The sequence below is a fragment of the Mucilaginibacter boryungensis genome (assembly GCF_015221995.1).
In the GTDB taxonomy this organism is placed as follows: Bacteria; Bacteroidota; Bacteroidia; order Sphingobacteriales; family Sphingobacteriaceae; genus Mucilaginibacter; species Mucilaginibacter boryungensis.
The window spans coordinates 1,379,952-1,404,638 of sequence record NZ_JADFFM010000001.1; the positions used below are offsets into that span (position 1 = coordinate 1,379,952).

Consider the following 24,687-nt stretch of genomic DNA (forward strand, 5'->3'; position numbering starts at 1 on the left):
ATATATGAATTCTAAAATATGGCTTTCCAGTCCGCATATGGGTGGTGCAGAACACCAATTTGTACAAGAAGCTTTTGATACGAATTGGGTGGCACCATTGGGGCCGCATGTTGATGGATTTGAAAAGGATTTGTCAGACTTTTTAGGAGGCAATCAACACGTCGCAGTATTAAGCTCAGGAACAGGCGCGTTACACTTAGCCTTAGTTATGTTAAATATTGGGCCCACTGATGAGGTTTTCTGTCAAAGCATGACTTTTTCGGCATCAGCAAACCCAATAAAATACGTTGGGGCTACCCCGGTTTTTATCGATAGTGAAAAAGATACATGGAATATTGATCCTAACTATTTAGAGGATGCTATTAAAAACCGAATAGCAGATGGTAAAAAGCCGAAAGCAATTATAGTGGTGCATTTGTATGGAATGCCTGCAAAAATGAAGGAGATAACTGAAATTGCTGGTAAATATGAAATACCAGTAATTGAAGATGCCGCCGAAGCCTTAGGATCGCATATTAATGGACAAATGTGTGGTACAATGGGTACAATGAGCATATTATCATTTAATGGAAACAAAATAATTACTACGTCGGGTGGCGGCGCCTTGGTATCATCAGACAAACAATATATTGATATGAGCAAGTTCTTGGCTACACAGGCACGAGACGATGCGCCGCATTATCAGCACTCGCACATCGGTTATAATTACCGTATGAGCAATATTAGCGCAGGCATAGGTCGCGGGCAAATGCAAGTGCTCCCCAGCAGGATAAATAAAAGGCGCGATATATTTGATCAATATGTAACCCACTTTGGAGGGGCGCCTGGTGTTAGTTTTTTAGAAGAACCGAAAGGATTTTTTAGTAATCGCTGGTTATCGACCTTAACAATAGATCCATTAAAAGCCAATGGTGTTACCCGTGAAAAGTTAAGGCTTGCACTATTTGAAAATAATATTGAATCGAGGCCCCTATGGAAGCCAATGCATTTACAGCCTGTTTTTAAAAACTGTTTATTTTTTGGAAACAATGTATCCGATAAATTGTTTGAAAATGGATTGTGTTTACCATCCGGGTCGAATCTTTCAGATAATGACTTGGAGCGGGTGTTCACTATAATGAAAGCAACATTCAGGTTTTAATTAATTATTATTAACATGATTAATCCTTTAGTTATTATCTAGTCTAACATTGGGTAAATGTTATTTGCACTTCAAGTTATTTATGAAGCCTATTATACAAATTATATTATTAATTATTTGTCTGTTGATTTCCCCTGTTTTTGCAAAAGCCCAGTCTGAAATTATACCATTAAGTAATGATATTAATAACCGTATAGATAAAAACATTTATTTTTCTGGTAACGAGCGCAATCACACAGCTATACGACCATTTATTGTAGGCGATGCACTTGATTCTGCTAAATATTATTCTCTTTTATTCCCTGTGATACCTAAGCATTGGCAAACCAAAAGTTGGCTGCACCGGAAAATATTTACTGAGCATTTAATTGAATTTAAAAGACCGGACTTTGAATTAACGGCAGATTTTTTACCCAGTTTATCTATTGGAAAAGAGGGAAGTCGTTCATTGAACCTTAATACCCGTGGGTTTGAAGTAAAAGGGGTAATAGGGGTTAAAAAATTATTTTCTTTTAATACCTATTTATATGAAAATCAGGCAAAGTTTGCCAATTATATTACCAAGTTTGTTAATGAGAACCAAGTAGCACCCGGCCAAGCCACGCTTCATAATACTACAATACATAATAGTTTTGATTTCGCTTATTCAGGCGGGACATTGTCATTTACACCATCTAATTTTTTAAATATTCAGATGGGGTATGATAAAAATTTTATTGGTGATGGCTATCGTTCATTATTGTTATCGGACAACGCTGTTAACTATCCTTTTATAAAACTAACGGCAACCCTTGGGCCCATACGTTATATGGCAATGTATGCTCAGTTTACTGATGACTATGGCATTGTAGCTAACGATGACATACCGTTTCCGAAAAAACATGGCATATTTCATTATTTAAGCTGGAATGCGAATAAAAACCTAAACTTCGGCTTGTTTGAAAATGTAATGTGGGAGCCGGGTGATATTGATTTTACTTACCTAAATCCAATCATATTTGCCCACCCGGTTGATCAGGCTAATGGCTCACCAGGTAAATCACTAATTGGTTTTACAGGCAGCTATAAATTTTTGAACCACTATGTACTATACGGACAATTTGCATTAAATGAATTTACATTTAAAGAAGTATTTGCGGGAACGGGTTATTGGGCCAATAAACAAGGCGAGCAATTAGGATTAAAATACTTGGAGGCATTTAATATAAAGGGGCTTAATTTACAGGCAGAATTAAATTCTGTGCGTCCATATACTTATGCATCACAAAAAACTGCTACAAATTATAGTCATTTAAATCAATCGTTAGCCCACCCATACGGAGCTAATTTTAGAGAGTTTTTAATGATCGGAAATTATAATATCAAGCGCTTCTCTATCAGGGAGCAAGTAGGCTATAGCTTATATGGCCAGGACACCTTAGGTGTTAATTATGGGAAGAATATAAATCTATCTTATAAAGACAGGGCGGCCGATTATGGCAATTTTATAGGTCAGGGCGTTAAAACACATTTATATTATTTAAATTCTAATATTTTTTACTTATTAAATCCAAAAAATAATTTGGGGTTAGAGTTTGGATACACTGCAAGACGCGAAAACAGTAAGCTGGGAACAAGCAATACTTCTGTTATAACGTTTGGGATAAGAAGCTCTTTCAGGAATTTATATTACGATTTTTAAAGCTATAATTGACAGATTTTAACCTATTTAGAATTATATTGACGGATTTTTAAAATTTCCTATTACTTTTACTTAATTTCTAAATGTATCTGCTATGTTAAATAGAATGAATATTGTGCCCCGATGGATCATCTTTTTCTTAGATATATTTTTTTGTACAATATCTCTAATATCAGCTCACGCTATTAGTAATAATTTTGAACTGAGCCATCTTGATTACAACTTATTAAATAAAATATTATTTACTTTCCTGATTATCAACTGCATAGTGTTTACCATGCTCAAAACTTATTCAGGTATTGTAAGATACACCAGTGGTCAGGACTCTGTTCGAATATTATTTTCAGTGTTGATTAGTAATGTAGCATTTTATATAATATCGAAATCGTCATTGCTTGCTGATGTTGCATTAAGCCGGATAGAGCAGGTAATAATTATAAATGTGCTGTTTAGCTTTGTATTACTTATAAGTTATCGGTTAATGGTAAAATATATGTTTAGCTATATAAATAATTTGAAACTTAATCAAAAACGTGTTATTATTTATGGGGCTAACGAAACTGCAATAACCACTAAACGTATTCTGGATCAACAGGGAACTGGACTAAATATGAATATTGTGGCGTTCATAGACGAAGATGAAAGGAAGCGTGGGAAGAAAGTTGATAATATCAGAATATACCAATTAGCTGACATTGAAAAAATTATTATTTCGGAGAGGATTAATGAGTTAATTATTGCTCAGGCGGACGTTGATATTAATATAAAAAATACCATAGTTGATATATGCTTAGTACACAATGTACGCGTTTTGAATATTCCGCCAATAACAAATTGGATAGGCGGGCACCTTAATCCAAGCCAACTTCAAAACATAAAAATTGAGGATGTTTTAGAAAGGGAACCTATACAAGTAAATAATGTGCTTATCGATCAGCAAATACATGGTAAAAACATATTGGTTACGGGCGCTGCAGGATCTATCGGTTCTGAATTGGTTAGGCAATTAATACAATACCAGCCTGCTGTAATTATTTTAAATGATATTGCCGAAACAGCTTTACACGAGTTACAATTAGAACTGGAAGATGCTGGACATGAAAATAGTAGCTTTATTACATTTATAGGGGATGTGAGAAATGCGGAAAGAATGACCTTGTTATTTGAAACGTATACTCCTAATTATGTTTATCATGCAGCTGCTTATAAACATGTGCCAATGATGGAGAATAACCCATGCGAGGCTATTAATACCAATGTATTAGGGACTAAAAATATTGCCGATTTATCTATGCGATATGGTGTAGATAAGTTTGTAATGATCTCTACCGATAAGGCTGTTAATCCAACAAATGTAATGGGGGCCTCAAAGCGTATTGCCGAAATGTATGTGCAATCTCTTATCGATTTTCATTCCAATGATAATATTATCATTAACAATGGGATGAGTATAATGACTGATAAGATTAAAGGGAAAAAACGTACTAAATACATTACTACCCGGTTTGGTAATGTGTTGGGATCCAATGGGTCGGTAATACCAAGGTTTAAAGCACAAATACAAAAAGGTGGTCCCATTACTGTAACGCACCCCGAAATAACACGTTATTTCATGACTATACCCGAAGCTTGTCGTTTAGTACTTGAAGCGGGATCTATGGGAAGTGGAGGCGAGATATATTTGTTTGATATGGGTAAATCGGTAAAAATAGTTGATTTAGCCAAAAAGATGATCCGTCTATCAGGCTTTGTGGTTGACCAGGATATTAAAATCACTTTTACTGGTTTAAGACCTGGGGAAAAGCTTTATGAAGAGTTATTGAACGATGCAGAAAATACTATGCCTACGCATCACGAAAAGATAATGATAGCTAAGGTGCGGAAACAATCGTACATGCAAATTAACAAGCATGTTAACGAATTGATTTCACTTTCAAGCATGTATAATGACCATATAGTAGTAAGAAAAATGAAAGAAATTGTGCCGGAATATAAAAGCAACAATTCCATATTTGAGGAATTTGATGTGGAAATCCCGGTGGCGCTATAAACAATTAGCGCATAAAGAAAAAAAGGCCCTGTTACCCCAGGGCCTTTTTTTCAAATCTGTCAATTACAACTTCCAATGCAATGGTATTATAACGATATTTGCTTTTCATACAAAATATACCTCATAAATGCCGGTTACTAAAACCCCAATTAATAAGAAAATAAAAATCTGTGTTATTGGTGATATTATGCTGGATCACTATATCAATGGTTCGTGCGATCGTATATCACCCGAAGCCCCAGTGCAGGTGGTTGATGTTGCTACTGAAGCTTATAGTTTGGGCGGGGCGGGTAATGTGCTAAAAAACCTTAAAGCGCTGGGCTGCGAAGCGTCGATTATTAGTATTTGCGGCAATGATACTACCAGTAAAATATTAGATACTGAACTTTCAAATACTCATCCTGCTTTTTATTACCTGGCTAAGGATAGTACTCGCCAAAGCACAATAAAAACAAGGGTAATAGTAAGCAGGCACCAACTATTACGGTTAGATAAAGAAGATAAACATTATTGCGATAAAGATATTGCTAATGAATTGATTGATTTTTTTAAAAAGAAAGTTACAGACATTGACGTATTAATTATATCAGATTATTGCAAGGGTGTGTTAAGCCCATATTTGGTAAAGGAGTTATTAGCAATATGCAACCAGTATAAAGTGATCACTATAGTTGACTCTAAACATAAAGACCTGTCAAAATATAAAGGGGCAACCCTAATTAAACCTAATAAAAAAGAGGCCGCGCTGGCATCGGGTATATCAATTACAAATGACGACACTTTGGAACAAGCCTGTAAAATAATTGCTGATATTGCCGCTTGTAAAACGGTGGTGGTAACCTTATCAGAGGATGGGATTGCAATTTATAATGAAGAAAAGCTTACCAAAATACCCACAAAAGCTATCGAAGTATTTGATGTTACAGGTGCGGGCGATACCGTTATTGCTGCGTTAGGGTTTGCTTTGGCTAATAAAATGGATATTAAAGAAGCCTGCAATTTTGCCAACCATGCGGCAGCTGTGGTTGTGGCTAAATTTGGAAGCGCCGTAGCAACTTTAGATGAGATAAACAATATAAGCTAATTGTGTAAATGGGAAAACTGAATAAGATATTAGCCCAGGTGCAAGAACACCAACGTGTAATTGAGAAATTATCAGAAAAAAATTTTATTGATAAAATAGAGGCCATATGCCGATTGATAGTAGATACAATTAAAAGGGGGAATAAAGTATTACTTTTTGGTAACGGAGGTAGTGCCAGTGATGCGCAACACATAGCAGCCGAATTTACTGGACGATTTGTTAAAAACCGTAAAGCATATCCTGCTATTGCTCTTACTACCGATACATCTGCAATAACAGCTATAAGTAACGATTATGGGTTTGAACGCATATTTGCTCGCCAGATTGAAGCGTTAGCGCAAACTGGAGATGTGGTTATAGGTATTTCAACAAGTGGTAACAGCCCAAACGTGATACTTGGTTTGCATGAGGCAAAAAAACAGGCATGCAAATTAATTGGCTTTACAGGTAATGACGGAGGACAAATGAAGGATATTTGTGATTATTGCCTAACTGTGGATAGTGATATTACCGCCCGGATACAAGAAGCGCATATATTAATAGGCCATATTATTTGTTCGGCAATTGATGATCTATGTTAGGTGAAGATTGCGCCATTAGCTCATCTATATTCTTTCTTCAGCATAATTAAATTATTGGTTTATAAAAAAATCATATAATTTTAAAAGTAATCTGCCAAACGAAATTATTTAATATTGAATTATCCTTATGCCTAAAAAAGTATCAATTGTAATATTAGTATCCTTGATATTTTCGGCTATTTTGTATTAAATTAGCTGAAAATTAATTTAAACCTTACCCGGGCAAGGAATGATCTACAGGTACGCTACTTTTATTAAGGCTATTAACCTTTCTATTGATTATACTATACTAAATATTAGTATGGTTATAGCGTATCTTATCGTTGATAAATCATATATATTTTGGGCAAGCAATAAAAATTATTTGCCAGTAGTACTTGTTTTTAACTTAATATGGTTATTAGCTGCCAATATTACCGGGTTATATGAACAGGTATTAAATAAGGATTCCATCCGCACCTATCAAAGTGTATTTAAAACCTATCTGCTTTTTGTTTGCCTTATTTGTTTTACCATTATTATTATCATCGGCACAAAAGCATATTTTATCACTCGTGAGTATTTATTTTATTCATTAGCGTTATTTGGTTTTTTAGTTGGGATATGGAAGTTGATATTCCTGGCTATACGTCGTAGCGATAGAAATTTATTAATTGATGCGCGAAATATTATAATAGTTGGTGCGGGCAGGATAGGTAACGACCTGTTTCAATATTTTAAAAACAACCGGGATAAAGGATATAACGTTTTGGGCTTCTTTGATGACAAGCCCGATAATATAATTGATAAAAAGTTATATCTGGGGACTACCGATAATTGTATCGATTACGTTATAACCAATCAGGTTGATGAAATATTTTGCGCATTACCATTCACAGATTCACATAAGATAGAACAACTAATGCTTGATGCTGATAAGCATCTTATCAGGTTTAAAATAATTCCTGAATATTATATTAATTCAAAAAAATCAATGTTTATACAAAACTTTGATCATATCCCTGTTATAGCCGTACGGCCTGAACCATTAGAAAGCATATTAAACAGGATGGTAAAGCGTCTTTTTGATTTTCTGTTTTCATGCTTTGTTATTGTATTTATATTAAGCTGGCTTTGTCCTATAATGGCCATTCTTATTAAACTGCAATCGCGCGGGCCGGTATTTTTTGTTCAACTACGGTCGGGCAGGGATAATTTGCCATTTAAATGTTACAAGTTTCGCAGTATGCGCATTAATAATGAAGCGAATAAAATGCAGGCCACCCGCAATGATGTGCGTATTACCAAAATAGGCGCATTTATGCGCCGGACCAATATTGATGAACTGCCCCAATTTGTCAATGTATTACTTGGCGAAATGTCGGTAGTTGGCCCACGCCCTCATATGATAAGCCATACCGAAGAATATTCTAAGTTGATAGACCAGTTTATGGTGCGTCATTTTATGAAACCTGGTATCACCGGCTGGGCCCAGGTAAAAGGTTTGCGTGGGGAAACCAAGACTACCGAAGCGATGATGAACAGGGTAGAAGCCGATGTTTGGTACCTGGAAAACTGGTCGTTCCTGCTGGATATGAAAATTATAGTAATTACTATCTGGAATACTTTGCGGGGCGAATCAAATGCTTTTTAATTCATGGTTACCCTTACCGATCAATTAGGACGGGAAATTACCTTATCTAATCAGCCTAAGCGTATTGTTTCGTTAGTGCCATCCCAAACAGAGTTGTTGTATTACCTGGGGCTTGATAGTGCCATTTGTGGCATAACTAAATTCTGTATCCATCCAACTCAGAAAACTCTAAATACAGTAAAAATAGGCGGTACAAAACAATTGAACATTCCACTCATCAAATCACTTGGCCCCGACCTTATTATTGCAAATAAAGAAGAGAACGACCGTTTGCAGTTAGAGGAATTAATGTCGGGATACCCAACCTATGTTAGCGATCCATATAACCTCACTACGGCACTGCAAATGATAAACGACGTTGGAGTGCTCACCGGGCGGGAAGGACCCGCAAGGCGGCTCTATGATGCGATAATGACTGCTTTTAATGAATTGCACTTGCCGACCCAAAGTTTACGCGTTGCTTATTTTATTTGGCGTAAACCGTATATGGTTGCCGGTAAGCTTACTTTTATTGATGATATGTTACAGCGATGCGGCTTTACCAATGCTTTTGAACAAGCCCGTTACCCCCAAATCTCCGTGAACGATCTGGTAGCGGCAAATCCTGAGGTGGTGCTTTTATCATCCGAGCCATACCCATTTAAGCAAAAGCACGTTAATGAACTGCAAGCGTTATTGCCAAATGCTTTAATAAAACTGGTTGATGGCGAAATGTTTTCCTGGTATGGTAGCCGGATGCTATATGCCCCCGGATATTTTATGGGACTGATTAACAGTATAAAGCAGCTTTAGCATTAAAATCATTTCCTACTTAAATTTTTTAATACTATCTTTGCCAACTCTAAAAATCCTAACTGCGGAAGTGGCGTAATTGGTAGCCGCACCAGACTTAGGATCTGGCGCTTCACGGCGTGGGGGTTCGAGTCCCTTCTTCCGCACAAAAACGCCCTTACAGTATTGTAAGGGCGTTTTTTATATTTTGCCGTTACTATTTGTGGCCTCGTCTTATTACTTGATTAGGTCACCCTCTTTAATATCATCGCTGGCATTCTGAATAATCTGATCATTAGCTGCTAAATTGCCAAATACTTCCGTGGCATTTTTATTGGCCAACCCTTCTTTGATATCCACCAATTTAGCTTTGCCGTTTTTGACGACAATAATATATTCCATTTCGGTAGAGCGGACAATAGCGCTGTTAGGTACTACTAAAGATTTTGCGCCCGACAACATGGGTATTTTTACTTCGCCATACATACCTGGTTTCAACTGTCCATCTTTATTAATTACATCTATCTCAATAGCTTCAGAACGCATATTACCCAATGTGTTGGCCAATCGACTGATCTTTGCGGTATGCTGAATGCCCGGCATAGCGTTAAAAGTAAAAGTAACTGGCTGTTTGAGATCGACCTTGTCCACATAATTCTCTGGTATAGCTACTTCTAAACGTAACCTTCGGATATCCTGTAAAACCAGCATAGGTTGGTCGGTTGATTTACCGGGCGCAACAAGTGCACCGGGTGAAACATTTCGTTGTACGATCATGCCGTCGAATGGTGCATAAATATGAAGATAACCACTTACTGTCCTTACTGATTCCACATTGGACTTTTCAGCATTTGCTATGGCTATGTCGGCCTTCATGCGCGAAATGGCATTATCCAGGTCGAGCGGTGAAACCGAACCTGGTTCGGCAGCGGCCTGTTTTAAACGGGTATATTTTTCTTTGCTGGCGTTGGCAGTTTCCTGGGCCTGCAAATAGCGTGAATTAGCTGCCTGTAGCTGCGATTCCATTTCCGGCGCTTCAAGCGTTATTAACAGTTGCCCTTTTCTGACCTGCGACCCCCGGTCAACAAAGATCTGTTTTACAAAACCATTAACTTTCGGAAATAGGTTTACTTCATTAAATGGATTTAATTGCCCTGGCAACTGGGCATAACTGGATAAGGCCTTTTCTGTAATACAACCTATTTCGTATTTTTTACTGCCAGCCGTTTTGGCTTCAGTCAGGTCAACTGGTTTTTGATTGCCAGAGCAGGCTGCAAAAAAGCATGCTATAGATGCTGATATGATCAATTTCATTTTCATGTTTTATATAGCTGAGGTTTTAATAGCTGTTGTTTCTTCGGGCATTAAGGATGGAGATTTATAAGTGGTTTTATTTTGTACCCAGGCAAATACTAAGGGCAGAATAAACAATGCGGCCAATGTAGAGGCAAACAATCCACCGATTACAGCACGGCCCAACGGCGCGGTTTGCTCGCCGGCCTCGCCCATTCCCGATGCCATAGGTACCATACCCGCCATCATGGCGAAACTGGTCATCAGGATAGGGCGCAAACGGATAGCCGCGCTGGTAACAGAAGCCCGTGTAGCATCTTTAAATTCTAACCGTAGTTTCTCTCCATTAGTTACAATAAGGATAGCATTTGCTACGGAAACACCGGTTGACATGATCATCCCCATATAAGATTGCAGGTTGAGGGTAGAGCTGGTAAGCAGTAACGCCGCCAGCGAACCGAGTATTACTGCCGGGACGGTAGATAATACTGTTAAGGATAGCTTGAAAGATTGATAGTTGGCGGCCAGCAATAAAAATATTACTAATACCGCAAAGCCCAATCCGCTTTGTAAACTACTCATCGTTTCAGTAAGCAGGTTGGTCATTCCCTTTAATTCGGCTATTAATCCCTTGGGCGGGGTACCTATTCCTTTCAAAGCTTTTTGCACATCGGCTGTAGCTGTACCCAGGTCCATTTTGTTAATATTGGCGCTTACTGTTAAAAATCGCCTTGGGCCGGCACGATCGTATTCACCGGGCGCATGGGTCATTTTAAAATCTGCTACATCGGCAAGTGTTGGCGTATTTTGACCTTTTAGGAGAGGGATTTCCTTCAACTCGTCTATAGTATTCATCGTATACTCTGGTATTTGTACCTGTACCTGATAGGTGTATTGTTTGTTTTCATCCAGCCACTGGTTCTTCTCGGTAAAACGACTGGAGGATGTACTCGCAGTTACGGACCTGGCAATATCTGTAACAGTCAAACCAAACTGTGATACCTTTTGCCGGTCAAGCGTTATTGCTATTACCGGGATATTCAGTGGCTGAACAATTTGCACATCCCGCAAATAAGGTATCTGCTTTAGTTTAGCAACCGCTTTATTTGCATAGGTTTCTATCTGCGCCATATCCTTTCCCGCAACCCGTAATTCAATTGGGGTTGAAGCCCCCTGGCTCATAATCTTTTCGGTCATATCTATCGGTTCAAAAGTAATGCGCAGGTTAGGCATAGCGTGACCGATGTTTTTACGCAGGGCATCTTTCAATTCGTCCATATTAACCTTATAGCTTTCGTCCAGCTTAACTTGCAGGACGGCCTCGTGTGTGCCTGTATTAAAAATATACAGGTTACTGCTGCCGTAACTGCTGGGAATGATGCCCACATAACCCGAACTGATCTCGATATGATGGTCAACAGTTTTATCAATAATGTTCAGCACCTGTTTAAATTTATCTTCGGTGCGTTCCAGCCTGGTACCATCAGGCGCTTTAATCCGGATCATAAACTGGCCGTTGTTCAATTTTGGCATCATATCCTTACCGATAACGATGAAACCGATACCAGCTAAAACAATAACCACCACTAAATATATGGGCACAATAAGTTTTTTATGAGGCATCCACCGGGTAATAATATTCATAAAACGCAGTTTTACCTTTTCAAAAAAATCGTTGTCCTCCGGGTGTTCCCGTTCTTCTCTCAAGTGCTTGTTTATCTGTAGCTCTTCTTCGCGGTTCAATGCCTCGCCGGCGTGGGCATGTATTTTGCCATGGTGATAGTGCTGGTATTGTGCGGCGTTAATTAGCCAGTTACTTAATATTGGCACAAGGGTTTGGGCCAGAATATAAGATACGATCATGGTTAACCCGATAGACAAAGACAATGGCAGAAACATCGCTTTAGGGACACCATTCATAAGAAAGGACGGCGCGAATACGGCAAGGATACAAAGCAGGATAAGCAACAATGGAAACGATATCTCCTCGCAGGCCTCATAAATAGCCAGTTTTTTCGATTTGCCCATTTCCAGGTGCTGATGAATATTTTCTATCGTAACAGTCGCCTGGTCAACCAGGATACCTATTGCCAAGGCCAGGCCGCTCAGGGTCATAATATTAATGGTTTGGCCGAAGGCGCCCAATAACATTACGCCTAAAAGGATAGAAACCGGGATGGTAATCACTACAATTAAACTACTTCGCCAATCGCGCAGGAATAACAATACCATTAAGCCGGTAAGCAAAGCCCCTAGGCCTCCTTCGGTCATTAAACTTTTAACGGCGTTTATTACAAAAACAGATTGGTCAAATTCATAGGATACTTTAATGTCGTCGGGCAATAAGTTTTGCATTTCAGGTAATTTAGCTTTCAAGCCCTGTACAACTGACCAGGTGGATGCACTGGCTGTTTTTACTATCGGAATGTATACCGATCTCTTTCCGTTGATCAAAGCATAATCAACCGTAATATCCGAAGCATCGGCCACGCGCGCCACATCTTTCACCAGCACCGAAACGCCGTTTTTAGTTTTGATTGGGATATCACCAAACTCTTCAGATCTTTTAACCAGTGAGTTAATAGTAGTTGTAAACATGGTATTACCGATGCGCAGGTTACCCGACGGCGACATGGCGTTAAACTTAGCCAAGGCCTCCACTACCTGATCGGGCGTTAGATCGTAACTGCGTAATTTGGCCGGATCGACACTCACGGTGATAGAGCGCGAATTGGCGCCAAAAGGCGGGGGGGCTGATAATCCCGGCACCGAAGCAAACATAGGCCGGATACGGGTAGCTGCCATATCGTATATTTCTTTCAGACTGCGGCCGGGAGCGGATAATACTAACTGGCCTACCGGCAAAGATGAAGCATCGTACCGGATTACCTGTGGTGGTAAGGCTCCCGGCGGGAAGAATTTCATGGCGCGGTTTACCTGTAAGGCTACCTGAGCTTGTGCTTCTGCCATATCGGTGCTTTCGTAAAAGCTGATCTTAAGCATGGTAAGCCCCTGTATATTTTTAGTAGAAATATTTTTAATGCCGTTTACATACAGGAACTGATCCTGCAAACGGGTGCTAAAAAAACCCTCCATTTGCTGAGGCGACATACCGCCATAGGATTCGATGACATAGATGGTAGGCAGGTTTAACTGCGGGAAGATATCTATAGGGATATTTATGGCACTAAGCACGGCGAAGATCATCAAACTCATGGTAATTACTACCACGGTAATAGGCCGTTTAAGTGCGGCGGTGACCATTGACATAATAATTTAATTAAAAAGGTTTAAAATGTAATTGACCTGATTGACGGTAACCGCTTTTTGAAACAAGGCGCTGGTGTAAATGAACCGGGCTTGCGCGTAATCAGTTTCGGCCCGGTATAAAATGTTTAAAGCCGCATTAAGTTCGATAATATCAGTTAAGCCATTTTTATACAATGATAGTTTTTGACGATAACCCGCATTAGCAGCCCTTAGTTGGTTGGGAATTTCCACCAGGCGCTGTTTAGCAGTATTAAGTTCTACATCGGCCTGACTGACACCTAAGGCCAATAATGATTTCTGTTCGTCCAGTTTTTTTATCGCATAGTCGGTCGCCGTTTTTTGCGTGCGCAGTTTAAGCTGTTTACGGCGCAGGTCGAACAGGTTATAAGAGACACCCACACCAACAAGGTAATTGTTTCGGTCGAACCCAAAACCGCTGGAAAGATCATTAAAATGGTCGTTACCATCTATACTGGAGCCACGCCCCCAGGCGGCAGCTTCCAGTAAAATCTTAGGGTTGTATTGTTTCTTAACCAGTTCCTCTTTCTGCCGGCTGTTTTGAACAATTGACCTATAATAATTGATAATGGGATGATTTGCGGTATCTGCAACCATCAGTTGGGGGACATTAGTTTGTGAAATCAGTCGCGTTTCGGCCAGTGTGTCCGGTACAATGCTTTGATAAGGTAAGCCACTAACAGCTGCTAATTGCAGTTGTGTTTGTTTAAGCTGATTATCCAGTTCAATATAAGTTAATCTTGCTTTTGATAGCTCGGCTTCAGCTATACTGGTGTCAACGCCCGGCCTGATACCACTTTTAGCAAGCGATTGAATAGACCGCCTGATCTGCTGGTTACGCTCAATATTGCGGGACTGGATCGTTAAATAATCCTGCAAGCGCATCAGTTGCAGGTAATTACCAATGGTATAGGCTTGTAATTTGTATTTTGATTGCTGGAACAGGTTTTGTTCTACGGCAATATCTGAGCTGGCAACATTATTCTGGGCCGCATAAGCCCCGAAATTGTAAATTTCCCAATCCAGCGCAACTATGCCCAGATTAGTTAAAACAGCCGAAGTATTACTTTCAGCACGTACTCCCCGCGAGTTAGATGGGATGATGCCAAAGCCAAAGTATGGCCCGGCGGTATTATTATTAGTACCTATATCGGTTTGATAATTCAGTTTTAAATTAGGAAGCCAATTGCCCCGGATTTCCATAGCTTGTGCTTGCCTGGTTGCAATAGCAGCAGAATCAGCAATTAATGCAGGCGCTTTTTGATCAACTTTATTAAGAAGGTACTTCAGCGTAACCCGGTGTTGGGCACGGACCGCAATGGCTGATAATAGCATCAATGCGGCGCACCCATATATTTTAACATAGTGCATCTTTGGGTAATTAAGAAATTAGAAAAAGGAATACAATAACCTCAGTTAAGCGGTTAAGAGAGGCCAGCCAAACAGTGGCCTAAGAAGGAAGATCAAATAGTTAATTTGCCTGAAAGCAGGTATCGATGCAGCGGAGGGGATAAACTTAAATGAATGTTTGATAAAATGCCGGCAGTAACCCGTTTAGCTTTGTTAAATGTTGGAAATAAAATATTTAATAAGGCAGTAAACAGGAATGTAAGGGCCAAAAATGGATTGGCCAACTGTTTTTGGATAGTTGTAACATCAAAAGTACTATCCTCTATATATTCCTGCTTACGCTTGGTAAATGCTTTGGCACAAACACGGATCGGTTTTCCTTCCTGAATTTTTTTAACTGCGTGAAATCCCACGAATGGCTTTGCTGCCAACATTAAGGCCGCAAGAAATAAGAAGTAAGGGATACTTAGCACACGCATAATATCAATAACGCAACTTTATTCAAAGTTGGAAAGAATTTTTTCATCATTGGTTATGTAACAGGAAAGTTGCGCAGTTATCAGATTAAAAAAAATTATCGTAGAAATTGATGCCAGTGTAATAATATGATCGCCTGATTTTTTCAAATGACTTGCAATTATCATATAGTATATCTACGTTAGTAAAATAAATGTAATTATTACAATTATTATCCAATAGTGATCTGTTCACAGATATTTCACTACCTAATACCCGGCAATAACAATTATGAAAAAAACCTTGTACTTATCGGTTGTGCTTTTTATAGCTTATACCAGCATCGCATTTTCGCAATCATATCAGCGTTTGGGGCAGGGGGTTAAAACAATTACGCAATCGATAGCTATCGAGGTTCAATTTTATTCACCACAAATTGTGCGTGTATTAAAGCAACCTCAAGGAAACGTACTGAAAAAAGAAAGCCTGGCCGTGATAAAAAAGCCGCAGCAAACACAGGTTGATATTAGTGCCCAACACGATACGGTAACTTTAAAAAGCAGCGCTGTTGAGGTAAAATTAAATTTAAAAACAGGCGGCGTCAGCTTTGTTTCTGCTGTTAGCGGCGTACCCTTGTTTACCGAGAAGGATTACGGCACACAGTTTACGCATGTTAAAGATGGCAACGAGGCATCTTTTGATGTACGGCAAGCTTTTATATTAGATAAAGACGAGGTTATTTATGGGCTTGGGCAACAACCTAATGGTAAATTGAACCAACGTGGACAAAAGGTGTATTTGCGTAACGAAAACACGCGGGTTTGTATCCCCTTTTTTCAATCGGTAAAGGGCTATGGCATTTATTGGGACAGTTATGCCCCTACCACTTTTACCGACAATATACAGGAAACAGCGTTTGATTCGGAAGTTGGCAACTGTGCAGATTATTATTTTATGTATGGAGGAGGAGCCGATGGTGTAGTTACCCAGATGCGTGACCTTACAGGGCAAGCGCCTATGATGCCTTTATGGGTATATGGCTATAACCAGTCGCGCGAACGCTATAAAACACAATTTGAACTTGTTGACGTAGTTAAAAGATACCGCGCGTTAAAAGTTCCTTTAGATGGTATCGTGCAGGATTGGCAATATTGGGGTAAGGACGATAACTGGAACGCGATGAGTTTTGATGCTACCACGTATCCGAAACCACAGTTGATGGTAGATAGCGTACACCTTTTGCATGCCCACTTGTTTATTGTTTCCTGGCCAGGATTTGCCCCTAAAACGCCGCAATTTCAGGAATTCAAGCAAAAAAATATGCTGATCAATTTTGACACCTGGCCTCCGGGTGCCAATACACGTCCCTATGATGTGTATAACCCCGAGGCACGTGATATCTATTGGGGGTATCTAAATAAAGGAATTTTCTCATTAGGCCCTGATGCCTGGTGGCTGGACTCGACGGAACCGGATCATATCAATATAAGGGATAAGGATTTTGACCAGCCTACTTTTTTGGGCACTTTTAGAAGTGTTCAAAATGCTTTTCCATTAGCGCACACAAAGGGGGTTTATGAGCATCAAAGGGATGAATCAGCTACCAAACGTGTGGTGCTGCTTACACGTTCTGCGTTTGCGGGACAACAGCGTTATAGCGCTAATACATGGAGCGGTGATATACGGTCGGACTGGCCAACCTTTAAAAAACAGATACCGAATGCGCTTAACTTTTCGATGACCGGGCTGCCATATTGGAATGCCGATATAGGTGGCTTTTTTGCTGGCAACTGGAATAGGGGCGGCGGTATCAACAATCCGGAATTCAAGGAATTATATGCCCGCTGGTTGCAATTTGGCGCTTTTACGCCAATGATGCGATCGCACGGCACAGATATCCCGAGAGAGATATATCAATTTGGCAAGCGTGGCGATCAGATATTCGATGTAGTTGAAAAATTCATCAACCTGCGTTATAGCATATTGCCTTATATCTACTCAACTGCGTGGAATGTTACACATAATTCGGGTTCTATTATGAGGCCGTTATATGCAGGGTTTGGGCAGGATAAACAAGGATATGAAGTTAATACGGAATACCTGTTTGGTAAATCGTTTTTAGTAATGCCGGTTACCGATAAGGGCGTTAAAAGTCAAGATGTTTATCTGCCAGCCGGTACTAAATGGTACGATTTCTGGACGGGAGAGATTGCAGAAGGCGGTAAGAACATTGAACGGGCCACACCAATTGATATATTACCGTTGTATGTGCAGGCTGGCTCTATTATTCCGTGGGGGCCAAAAGTGCAATACGCAAACGAGAAGAAATGGGACAATTTAACTATCCGGGTTTATCCTGGTGCTGATGGTGAATTTACCTTGTATGAAGATCAAAACGATAATTATAATTATGAAAAGGGTGTGTATGCCACTATAGATTTTGCATGGAACGATAAAGAACGCACATTGACCATTAATGAACAAAAAGGGGCATTTCCGGGAATGATTACCAAAAGGAAATTTAATTTGATCATTGTCAAGCCTAATCATGGCACAGGCATTGAAACTACTTCTCCTGATAAAACCATCAATTATAATGGCAGGGATATAAAAGTCAAATTTTAGAAAAGGTTAAATACACCTTGCGGTTACCACGCAATTGAATAACACTTCAGGTATTATTGCATAGCTTTGATATCGATAGCCTGATCAGTTTACAGTGTTAATTTATCAAAATTCCACCAGGCCGTTTGCTTAGGGGCATCACCCAACGTATAGGGTTCGCCAATACGGGGTACATTTACTTGCACATTCAACTTTTCAGCAGCGGGCAATAGCTTTTCTATAGGTTCGTTCCACGGACGATTGGCCTCCTCGAATTTAGCCCAATGGATAGGTTGCAGCAAACGGGCTTGCAGGTCGACCGCAGCCTGGGCGGTTTGTCCAAGCCACAGATGTGTCCATGGCCAATTAGGGCTGTACTGTCCGCATTCCAGCAGTGCCAGGTCAAATGGGCCGTATTGCTGGCCTATCTGTTTAAAGTGTGGCCCGTAGCCGCTATCGCCGCTATAAAACAAGCGGTACTGGTTTGCCTGTATCACGTATGATGCCCAAAGGGTTTTATTTTCTTTACTATAGGTTCGGTTACTTTTATGTTGTGCCGGCGTAGCGGTGATTTGCAGCCCGCCAGGCAACGTTGTTGATTGGTTCCAGTTTAATTCGATGATCTTTTTACGGTCGAAGCCCCAGTACACCAAATCGGCCCCCACGCCCATAGGTACTACTGCCATTTTAATACGGCTTTTCAATTTTACCAGGGTGCGATAATCCAGGTGATCGTAATGGTCATGAGAGATGATCAACACATCTATGGGCGGCATATCATCCGCATGATAATTTGTTGTGCCTTTAAATGCGGTAACTAATCCGGGTACCGGCCCGGCGTGATTGCTAAAAATAGGATCGATAAGTATATTACCCTGCCCGGTTTTGATCAGCAAAGACGAATGCCCGAACCAAACCACTGTCGGTGCAGGGTCAGGCAGTGTTTTCAAATCGGTCTTGACCCATGGCAGTGGCTGGGAAGGCCTTAGGGTTTCAGGGCGGCGGCGAAAGAGCAGATTGTGTTTAACAGTAGTGTCGGCACGTTCGGCCAGATTTTCAAAAGCGCCATTTTTATAATTTGGCAGGGCTTCTAACCTGGTAAGCTCGTCACCTTTCGGGTTTGTGCCTACTGATTTTACCATACCACAACCAGCAACTACCATCAACAACAGCGTAGCTATCCCTACCTCCAAACAACTCCTACTCATACCTAAAAATGGAAAACGCTTATTATCCGGAATAAACGGTTATTTTTTGTATTTATTTTATCAATGACGAAAATAGTAAATTAAAAAAGAGTTTTTGCCCTTAATGATAATGAGTTATGAGTTTTTGCTCGTGTAACAAACTATGCTCTGAACCGTAATGAAACTATTATATATACCGGTTTTAATATCAATAAATGTATAACTTTAATTATTCATCCTATCTAACTAACCAATGAAGAAACAACTGTTCACTTTTGTATTTGCTGTGCTTAGCCAGTTAATGTATGCGCAAACTTATACGCCAACCACTGCAAACCTGGAAAGCCGTAAGGTATTTGAAGATATGCGTTTCGGGATGTTTATTCACTGGGGGCCTTTTAGCATCCCGGGCTCGGGTGAGTGGGTAATGAATCAAAGGAATATAACAGTAAAAAATTATACCCGGCTGGAAGATTTTTTTAACCCCATTAGTTTTGATGCGGCAAAATATGTGAGCACAGCCAAAAGCGCGGGTATGAAATACATTACCTTAATTACCCGGCATCACGATGGTTTTAGCATGTGGGATACAAAATATTCCGACTTCAATATTATGCATACCCCTTACAAAAAGGATATTGTTAAACTCATAGCCGACGAATGCCACAAACAAGGCATAAAGCTGGTATTATATTATTCCTTACTGGATTGGCGACGAGACGATTATTCATACTGGACAGGCAATACCGGGCAGGGGACCGGCAGGACTGTACATGGCGACTGGAACAACTACATTAAGTTTATGAAAAACCAGCTTACCGAGCTTTTAACCAATTATGGTGAAATAGAAGGCATTTGGTTTGACGGTTACTGGGACCAGGTAAAAAAGGGGACAAAAGAACCACAAGTTGACTGGCATACTGCCGAGATATATACCCTGATACATAAGCTTCAGCCTAAATGCCTGGTAGGCAACAACCACCACAGCACACCTTTGCCCGGCGAAGATTTCCAGATGTTCGAAAAAGATTTGCCTGGTGGCAATACAACCGGCTTTGGTGGGGCCGCAGCATCTTCATTACCTTTAGAAACCTGCGAAACCATGAACGATTCGTGGGGCTTTAATATTACCGATACGAAATATAAATCGGTACCATCACTTATTCATTACATGGTTAACGCAGCGGGGTATAACGCTAATTTTTTACTTAACATTGGCCCTATGCCCAATGGCGCTATCCAGCCAGAGTTTATAGATACATTAAAAAATGTTGGCCAATGGATGAAAGCGAACGGCGCTACTATTTATGGCACACGCGGTAACCTGATACCTCAACAAAGTTGGGGTACAGTTACCATGAAGAATAAAACTATATACGTGCATATTTTAAAACCGGTAGGTAATAAACCTGTATATATTCCGAACATCACGCAAAAGGTGTTAACTGCGATGCTGTTCGGCAATAAGCATAAGGTAAGATATGAACAGCAAAACGGTGGAGTTACCTTATATTTGGATGATGTTGTCCCTGATAAAATAGACACCATAATCCAGCTTGAAATTTAAAGTGTACAGACTTAGCCTTATATGAAAAAAATACTTCTGTTTGCAATTATCTGTTTACCTATTATAGCCAACGCCCAAAATCCAGATTCGGCCTGGTTTGTAAATAATTACGTTAAAAAGGAAGTGACTATTCCCATGCGGGATGGTGTTAAGCTTTTTACTTCCATCTACATGCCGAAGGACCAGTCAGAGAAACATCCCATATTGCTTACCCGCACACCTTATTCCGTGGCGCCATATGGTGCGGCATACAGGTCTTACTGGCGTAGTTATATGATGCGTTACTGCCGCGAAGGTTATATTATGGTTAACCAGGATATTCGCGGTAAATATATGAGCGAAGGGATATTTGAAGTTGTGCGCCCTTTCAATCCCAATAAAAAAACCAACAAGGATATTGATGAGGCAAGCGATAGTTACGATACTATTGACTGGCTGGTAAAAAACATAGACAACAACAACGGTAACGTTGGCGGAATAGGCATATCATTTCCAGGCTTTTATGCTACCATGATAGCGCTAAGCGGGCACCCCGCATTAAAGGCTGTTAGCCCGCAGGCACCGGTTACCGACCGCTTTTTTGGTGATGATGACCATCATAACGGTGTGCTGATGCTAATGGATGCCTTTGATTTTCATGTGGGGTATGGTTTTAGTGCACCAAGCAGGGCGCCTTCCACAAAGGGGGCCAGGGGTATTAATATCCGTTTGCAGGATAATTATGATTATTATTTAAAAATGGGCGCTATGCCCAATTTTACCAAAATGAGCGGCGACACCATGAAGTTTTGGAGCGATATGATGAATCATCCAAATTTGGATGCCTGGTGGAAAGCCCGTGATGCCCGCAGCGGGATAAAAAACGTAAAACCAGCTATGCTAATAACCGGCGGATTATTTGATGCTGAAGATGGTTACGGCGCCTGGCATACTTACGATGCCTTAGTTAAGCAAAGCCCTGCAACAAACAGCAAATTAATAATGGGCCCATGGTACCATGGCCAATGGGCCAGTAATAATGGTACCCGTTTGGGTAATGTGCAATTTGGCAGCAATACCTCTGTTTACTATCAAAATATGGAAGTGCCGTTTTTTAATTACTATTTAAACGGTAAGGGAAGCGATACGTTAAGCAAAGCGACTATCTTTTTTTCAGGCGAGAATAAATGGCGCAGGTTTTCTCAATGGCCGGTGGCAGGTATCAAGCCTACGCCAATTTATCTTGAGGAAAATGGGAAACTGTCGTTTAAGGCAGCAAACAGTACAAAACCTACTTTTGATAGTTATGTAAGCGATCCTGCTAAACCCGTTCCGTATGCTGAGAAAGTGCATGCATCGCGCACACGTGAGTATATGGATGACGATCAGCGTTTTACAGCCCGCCGTACAGATGTGCTGACTTATGACAGTGGGATATTAGCAGATGATATTACCCTTGCCGGCCCTGTAGTCGCCGATTTGATGGTTAGCCTTTCAAACACCGATGCGGATTTTGTAGTAAAACTAATAGACGTTTTCCCGGATGATACACCGGTTGATCCTGTTACTAAATATCCCATGGGCGGTTACCAAATGCTGGTACGCGCTGAGATTATGCGCGGCAAATTCAGAAACAGCTTTGCTAAGCCCGAACCATTTGTGCCCGATAAGCCAACACAGGTAAAATATACCTTACCCGATGTTGCGCATACCTTTAAAAAGGGACATAAAATAATGATACAGGTGCAAAGCACCTGGTTCCCGTTAACAGACAGGAACCCGCAGCAATTTGTTGATATCAACCACGCAAAAGATACCGACTTTGTAAAGGAAACAATTAAGGTTTATCATAACAGTTCCAAAATCATACTGCCGGTTATTCAATAGTATCCACAGTTATTTATTAGCTTTCGTGCAAGCTTAACCGGTTGCCATCGGGGTCAATCACCGCCGCGAATTTCCCCCAGGGTGTTTGGTCTATTTTACCTACTGGTATGCCTTTAGCAGTTAGCTCTGCAATTTCGTTAGTGAGGTTATCTGTTTTAATTACAAGTCCATTAATACAACCCGGCGGCATATTATCAAACCAGGTAACCAGGGTAATGCTTACATTACTGTCGGGAAGCCCAAGCTGTATCCATTTCTTATCAGCTTCAAATGTGGCTTCTGCCAATAAGTTGAATCCTAATTGCAGGTAAAACTCTTTTGACCGCGCCTGGTCGGTTACCGGTATGGAAATAATTTCAATTGATTTCATAGATGTTTATTTAGTTATTTAGCAATCAGCAGGTACATTTTCAGAGGTATGAATGCCTTGCACATAATTATTTAACACTATTTTAAATCGCCTGGCAATGCCATTTCTCCAGCCACTGCCCATAAATATACTGGCCAGGTAGTTATGGAAACCTTTAAAGCCTTTCTGTTCAAGTAATAGTTCGGTACCGCCATTTTTGGCTTCCAGTGTCCAGATTACCCGGGTGTCAAGCTTAATAACTCCCGGTTTTGGCCCGCCTTTCCATGAATAGGCGAGTTTTTTAGAAGGTACCAATTCCAGCACTTCGCAATAAACCGTACCGTCAAATCCCATTTTGGGTATTGGTTTGCTATGGAAATTAAACTTGTGACCAACAATTGGCTTAAAATCGTTTTTCATTAGCCACTGGCTAAGCAGGGTAGGGTCGGTTAAGCACTCCCAAACTTTTTGAGGTGGATGTGCTAAAAACCATCTTATGTGGATATCACGCTCCATATTTAACTATACTTCGGTTTTTACCAAAACATCACTCTTTAAATGCGGCTGACCTTTCCCTGTGGTAATAAAGTTTTGTAAGCTATGCTGCAGGAAATAGTTCCAGCCTTTAAAGCAGTCGGTATAACATTCACTCTCAGGGACTAAACCAATATGGGTGAAATGCAATAGCGTTTTGTCCTGTTTTTTAGAAATCTCAAAGGAAATTTGAGTGCCGGTCCATTCATTTTTATCGTTGAGAAAACTTAAATAGCTTTCGGTAACCAGCCATTCCACTTTTTTGTTAGGGATTACTTCCGTTAGCTTCTGTTTGGAATAGTGCATATCTGCAAAACGGACCTCAAATTCATCGTTCAGGTTTTCTGAATGTCCTTTAAAATCTTCCGACCACCAGGCGCGGATATCGTTAATGGCATGAAATACTTCCTCCGGGGTTTGGTCTACGATGAGCGTAGTTGTGAAATCTTGTGTGTTCATGGTTTTATAAATACTTAGTTTGGTAATTCGTTATTTAATAAAGTTTCCAGTTTTTTCAGTTTCGATGTCCAGAACCCGTCGAAATAGGAGATCCATTTCTGTAGTTCGCTAAAGCCATCCTGTTTTAATGTACAATACCTTTCGCGGCCAACATCCTGAATGGAAATAAAACCGGCGGTATACAATATTTTTATATGCTTTGAAACAGCAGGGCGGCTCATATCAAAATTTTCGGCCAGGCTGTTAATGGTCATACTATCTTCAGATAACAGCATTAACATTTTACGCCTGCTCGCATCGGCTACTACCTGGAAAGTATCAAGCGTTGGTATTGGCATGGGTTTCAGCATTTAAGTTAGTACCAATTTTGGTCATGTGTTTCAACCAGCCTTCCTGCATAGAGTTGAACAATGGCAGGTTTTCCATTATTTTGAAGCCATTATGCTCCAAAAGCAATTCGGTGCCACCTTCTTTTGGTATCAATGTCCAGTTTACCACCGAATCGACATTTACGCCACCGTTTATCGAATAGCATTGCCAAGTGTAAGCAAGACGCTCATAGGGTTTTACTTCAGTAACAGTGCAGTCAATTACTCCGCTAAAATCTATGTCAGCGCTGCATCCGGCCGTAAATTGAAACTTGTGACCTACAATAGGTTTGAAATTGTTTTTCATTAACCATAATTGAATTAGGTCAGCATTAGTAAGATACTCCCAAACGGCCTTTGGCGGGTGGGCGAAGAATAATTGATGTTTAATTTTTTGTGCCATAATATGTAACTTGTAAGTTACT

20 protein-coding genes and 1 tRNA gene are annotated in these 24,687 nt (G+C 40.2%); 11 read left to right on the plus strand and 10 right to left on the minus strand.

What is annotated here, in order from left to right:
* Positions 1-4 precede the first annotated feature (4 nt).
* The 8 genes from IRJ18_RS05725 to IRJ18_RS05760 all read left to right on the plus strand — a co-directional run bounded on the left by IRJ18_RS05725 (position 5) and on the right by IRJ18_RS05760 (position 9,108).
* Positions 5-1,141: a DegT/DnrJ/EryC1/StrS family aminotransferase gene (locus IRJ18_RS05725; RefSeq protein ID WP_194105236.1), complete on the plus strand. Its 1,137-nt coding sequence runs from the start codon at positions 5-7 to the stop codon at positions 1,139-1,141.
* Between the two features lie 82 nt (positions 1,142-1,223).
* The gene (locus IRJ18_RS05730) at positions 1,224-2,822 is read left to right on the plus strand and encodes a hypothetical protein (protein WP_194105237.1); all 1,599 of its coding nucleotides are present in this window, start codon (positions 1,224-1,226) and stop codon (positions 2,820-2,822) included.
* Positions 2,823-2,916: 94 nt separating this feature from the next.
* Complete coding sequence (locus tag IRJ18_RS05735; RefSeq protein WP_194105238.1) at positions 2,917-4,872, plus strand: polysaccharide biosynthesis protein; 1,956 nt, start codon at positions 2,917-2,919, stop codon at positions 4,870-4,872.
* 127 nt (positions 4,873-4,999) lie between these two features.
* Positions 5,000-5,956: a D-glycero-beta-D-manno-heptose-7-phosphate kinase gene (gene rfaE1 / locus IRJ18_RS05740; RefSeq protein WP_194105239.1), complete on the plus strand. Its 957-nt coding sequence runs from the start codon at positions 5,000-5,002 to the stop codon at positions 5,954-5,956.
* A gap of 8 nt (positions 5,957-5,964) precedes the next feature.
* Positions 5,965-6,537, plus strand: a complete 573-nt coding sequence (locus tag IRJ18_RS05745) for a D-sedoheptulose 7-phosphate isomerase (protein WP_194105240.1) — start codon at positions 5,965-5,967, stop codon at positions 6,535-6,537.
* A gap of 229 nt (positions 6,538-6,766) precedes the next feature.
* Complete coding sequence (locus IRJ18_RS05750; RefSeq protein ID WP_194105241.1) at positions 6,767-8,170, plus strand: undecaprenyl-phosphate glucose phosphotransferase; 1,404 nt, start codon at positions 6,767-6,769, stop codon at positions 8,168-8,170.
* Positions 8,171-8,173: 3 nt separating this feature from the next.
* Entirely contained in the window at positions 8,174-8,962 is a 789-nt protein-coding gene (locus IRJ18_RS05755; protein ID WP_194105242.1) for a helical backbone metal receptor, read from the plus strand.
* A 64-nt stretch (positions 8,963-9,026) separates the two neighbouring features.
* Positions 9,027-9,108, plus strand: a tRNA-Leu gene (locus IRJ18_RS05760).
* Between the two features lie 70 nt (positions 9,109-9,178).
* Here the strand turns inward: IRJ18_RS05760 and IRJ18_RS05765 are convergent.
* From IRJ18_RS05765 to IRJ18_RS05780, 4 genes are all read right to left on the minus strand, one after another.
* Positions 9,179-10,255, minus strand: a complete 1,077-nt coding sequence (locus IRJ18_RS05765) for an efflux RND transporter periplasmic adaptor subunit (RefSeq protein WP_194105243.1) — start codon at positions 10,253-10,255, stop codon at positions 9,179-9,181.
* 9 nt (positions 10,256-10,264) lie between these two features.
* Positions 10,265-13,504, minus strand: coding sequence for an efflux RND transporter permease subunit (locus IRJ18_RS05770; RefSeq protein WP_194105244.1), 3,240 nt, complete (start codon positions 13,502-13,504; stop codon positions 10,265-10,267).
* 6 nt (positions 13,505-13,510) lie between these two features.
* Entirely contained in the window at positions 13,511-14,893 is a 1,383-nt protein-coding gene (locus IRJ18_RS05775) for a TolC family protein (RefSeq protein ID WP_194105245.1), read from the minus strand.
* A gap of 92 nt (positions 14,894-14,985) precedes the next feature.
* Positions 14,986-15,306, minus strand: a complete 321-nt coding sequence (locus IRJ18_RS05780) for a hypothetical protein (protein ID WP_194105246.1) — start codon at positions 15,304-15,306, stop codon at positions 14,986-14,988.
* A 313-nt stretch (positions 15,307-15,619) separates the two neighbouring features.
* Here IRJ18_RS05780 and IRJ18_RS05785 point away from each other — a divergent pair, with 313 nt between their 5' ends.
* Positions 15,620-17,953 carry a glycoside hydrolase family 31 protein gene (locus IRJ18_RS05785; protein WP_194105247.1) on the plus strand — a complete coding sequence of 778 codons (2,334 nt, stop codon included), beginning with the start codon at positions 15,620-15,622 and terminating at the stop codon, positions 17,951-17,953.
* An 89-nt stretch (positions 17,954-18,042) separates the two neighbouring features.
* On the opposite strand, the gene IRJ18_RS05790 is transcribed toward IRJ18_RS05785, so the two are convergent.
* Complete coding sequence (locus IRJ18_RS05790; protein ID WP_194105248.1) at positions 18,043-19,140, minus strand: MBL fold metallo-hydrolase; 1,098 nt, start codon at positions 19,138-19,140, stop codon at positions 18,043-18,045.
* Between the two features lie 232 nt (positions 19,141-19,372).
* Here IRJ18_RS05790 and IRJ18_RS05795 point away from each other — a divergent pair, with 232 nt between their 5' ends.
* Together IRJ18_RS05795 and IRJ18_RS05800 are read left to right on the plus strand one after the other, a co-directional pair.
* Positions 19,373-20,686 carry an alpha-L-fucosidase gene (locus IRJ18_RS05795; RefSeq protein ID WP_194105249.1) on the plus strand — a complete coding sequence of 438 codons (1,314 nt, stop codon included), beginning with the start codon at positions 19,373-19,375 and terminating at the stop codon, positions 20,684-20,686.
* Between the two features lie 21 nt (positions 20,687-20,707).
* The gene (locus tag IRJ18_RS05800; RefSeq protein WP_194105250.1) at positions 20,708-22,552 is read left to right on the plus strand and encodes a CocE/NonD family hydrolase; all 1,845 of its coding nucleotides are present in this window, start codon (positions 20,708-20,710) and stop codon (positions 22,550-22,552) included.
* Between the two features lie 16 nt (positions 22,553-22,568).
* On the opposite strand, the gene IRJ18_RS05805 is transcribed toward IRJ18_RS05800, so the two are convergent.
* From IRJ18_RS05805 to IRJ18_RS05825, 5 genes are read right to left on the minus strand one after another with little or no spacing between them, the layout of a single operon-like run.
* A complete protein-coding gene (locus IRJ18_RS05805) occupies positions 22,569-22,922 on the minus strand; it encodes a glyoxalase superfamily protein (protein WP_194105251.1) in 354 nt (117 codons plus the stop codon).
* Between the two features lie 18 nt (positions 22,923-22,940).
* Positions 22,941-23,417, minus strand: coding sequence for an SRPBCC family protein (locus IRJ18_RS05810; RefSeq protein WP_194105252.1), 477 nt, complete (start codon positions 23,415-23,417; stop codon positions 22,941-22,943).
* 6 nt (positions 23,418-23,423) lie between these two features.
* Positions 23,424-23,894, minus strand: coding sequence for an SRPBCC family protein (locus IRJ18_RS05815; RefSeq protein WP_194105253.1), 471 nt, complete (start codon positions 23,892-23,894; stop codon positions 23,424-23,426).
* A 14-nt stretch (positions 23,895-23,908) separates the two neighbouring features.
* A complete protein-coding gene (locus IRJ18_RS05820; protein WP_228072576.1) occupies positions 23,909-24,244 on the minus strand; it encodes an ArsR/SmtB family transcription factor in 336 nt (111 codons plus the stop codon).
* A complete protein-coding gene (locus tag IRJ18_RS05825) occupies positions 24,213-24,665 on the minus strand; it encodes an SRPBCC family protein (RefSeq protein ID WP_194105254.1) in 453 nt (150 codons plus the stop codon). Before IRJ18_RS05825 ends, IRJ18_RS05820 begins: the two co-directional genes overlap by 32 nt.
* Between the last annotated feature and the right edge of the window lie 22 nt (positions 24,666-24,687).

Bases quoted from the DNA above. Each gene is read 5' to 3' on its own strand.
- IRJ18_RS05725 (WP_194105236.1), top strand. From the start codon at position 5: ATGAATTCTAAAATATGGCTTTCCAGTCCGCATATGGGTGGTGCAGAA.
- IRJ18_RS05730 (WP_194105237.1), top strand. From the start codon at position 1,224: ATGAAGCCTATTATACAAATTATATTATTAATTATTTGTCTGTTGATT.
- IRJ18_RS05735 (WP_194105238.1), top strand. From the start codon at position 2,917: ATGTTAAATAGAATGAATATTGTGCCCCGATGGATCATCTTTTTCTTA.
- rfaE1 (WP_194105239.1), top strand. From the start codon at position 5,000: ATGCCGGTTACTAAAACCCCAATTAATAAGAAAATAAAAATCTGTGTT.
- IRJ18_RS05745 (WP_194105240.1), top strand. From the start codon at position 5,965: ATGGGAAAACTGAATAAGATATTAGCCCAGGTGCAAGAACACCAACGT.
- IRJ18_RS05750 (WP_194105241.1), top strand. From the start codon at position 6,767: ATGATCTACAGGTACGCTACTTTTATTAAGGCTATTAACCTTTCTATT.
- IRJ18_RS05755 (WP_194105242.1), top strand. From the start codon at position 8,174: ATGGTTACCCTTACCGATCAATTAGGACGGGAAATTACCTTATCTAAT.
- IRJ18_RS05765 (WP_194105243.1), bottom strand. From the start codon at position 10,255: ATGAAATTGATCATATCAGCATCTATAGCATGCTTTTTTGCAGCCTGC.
- IRJ18_RS05770 (WP_194105244.1), bottom strand. From the start codon at position 13,504: ATGTCAATGGTCACCGCCGCACTTAAACGGCCTATTACCGTGGTAGTA.
- IRJ18_RS05775 (WP_194105245.1), bottom strand. From the start codon at position 14,893: ATGCACTATGTTAAAATATATGGGTGCGCCGCATTGATGCTATTATCA.
- IRJ18_RS05780 (WP_194105246.1), bottom strand. From the start codon at position 15,306: ATGTTGGCAGCAAAGCCATTCGTGGGATTTCACGCAGTTAAAAAAATT.
- IRJ18_RS05785 (WP_194105247.1), top strand. From the start codon at position 15,620: ATGAAAAAAACCTTGTACTTATCGGTTGTGCTTTTTATAGCTTATACC.
- IRJ18_RS05790 (WP_194105248.1), bottom strand. From the start codon at position 19,140: ATGAGTAGGAGTTGTTTGGAGGTAGGGATAGCTACGCTGTTGTTGATG.
- IRJ18_RS05795 (WP_194105249.1), top strand. From the start codon at position 19,373: ATGAAGAAACAACTGTTCACTTTTGTATTTGCTGTGCTTAGCCAGTTA.
- IRJ18_RS05800 (WP_194105250.1), top strand. From the start codon at position 20,708: ATGAAAAAAATACTTCTGTTTGCAATTATCTGTTTACCTATTATAGCC.
- IRJ18_RS05805 (WP_194105251.1), bottom strand. From the start codon at position 22,922: ATGAAATCAATTGAAATTATTTCCATACCGGTAACCGACCAGGCGCGG.
- IRJ18_RS05810 (WP_194105252.1), bottom strand. From the start codon at position 23,417: ATGGAGCGTGATATCCACATAAGATGGTTTTTAGCACATCCACCTCAA.
- IRJ18_RS05815 (WP_194105253.1), bottom strand. From the start codon at position 23,894: ATGAACACACAAGATTTCACAACTACGCTCATCGTAGACCAAACCCCG.
- IRJ18_RS05820 (WP_228072576.1), bottom strand. From the start codon at position 24,244: ATGCTGAAACCCATGCCAATACCAACGCTTGATACTTTCCAGGTAGTA.
- IRJ18_RS05825 (WP_194105254.1), bottom strand. From the start codon at position 24,665: ATGGCACAAAAAATTAAACATCAATTATTCTTCGCCCACCCGCCAAAG.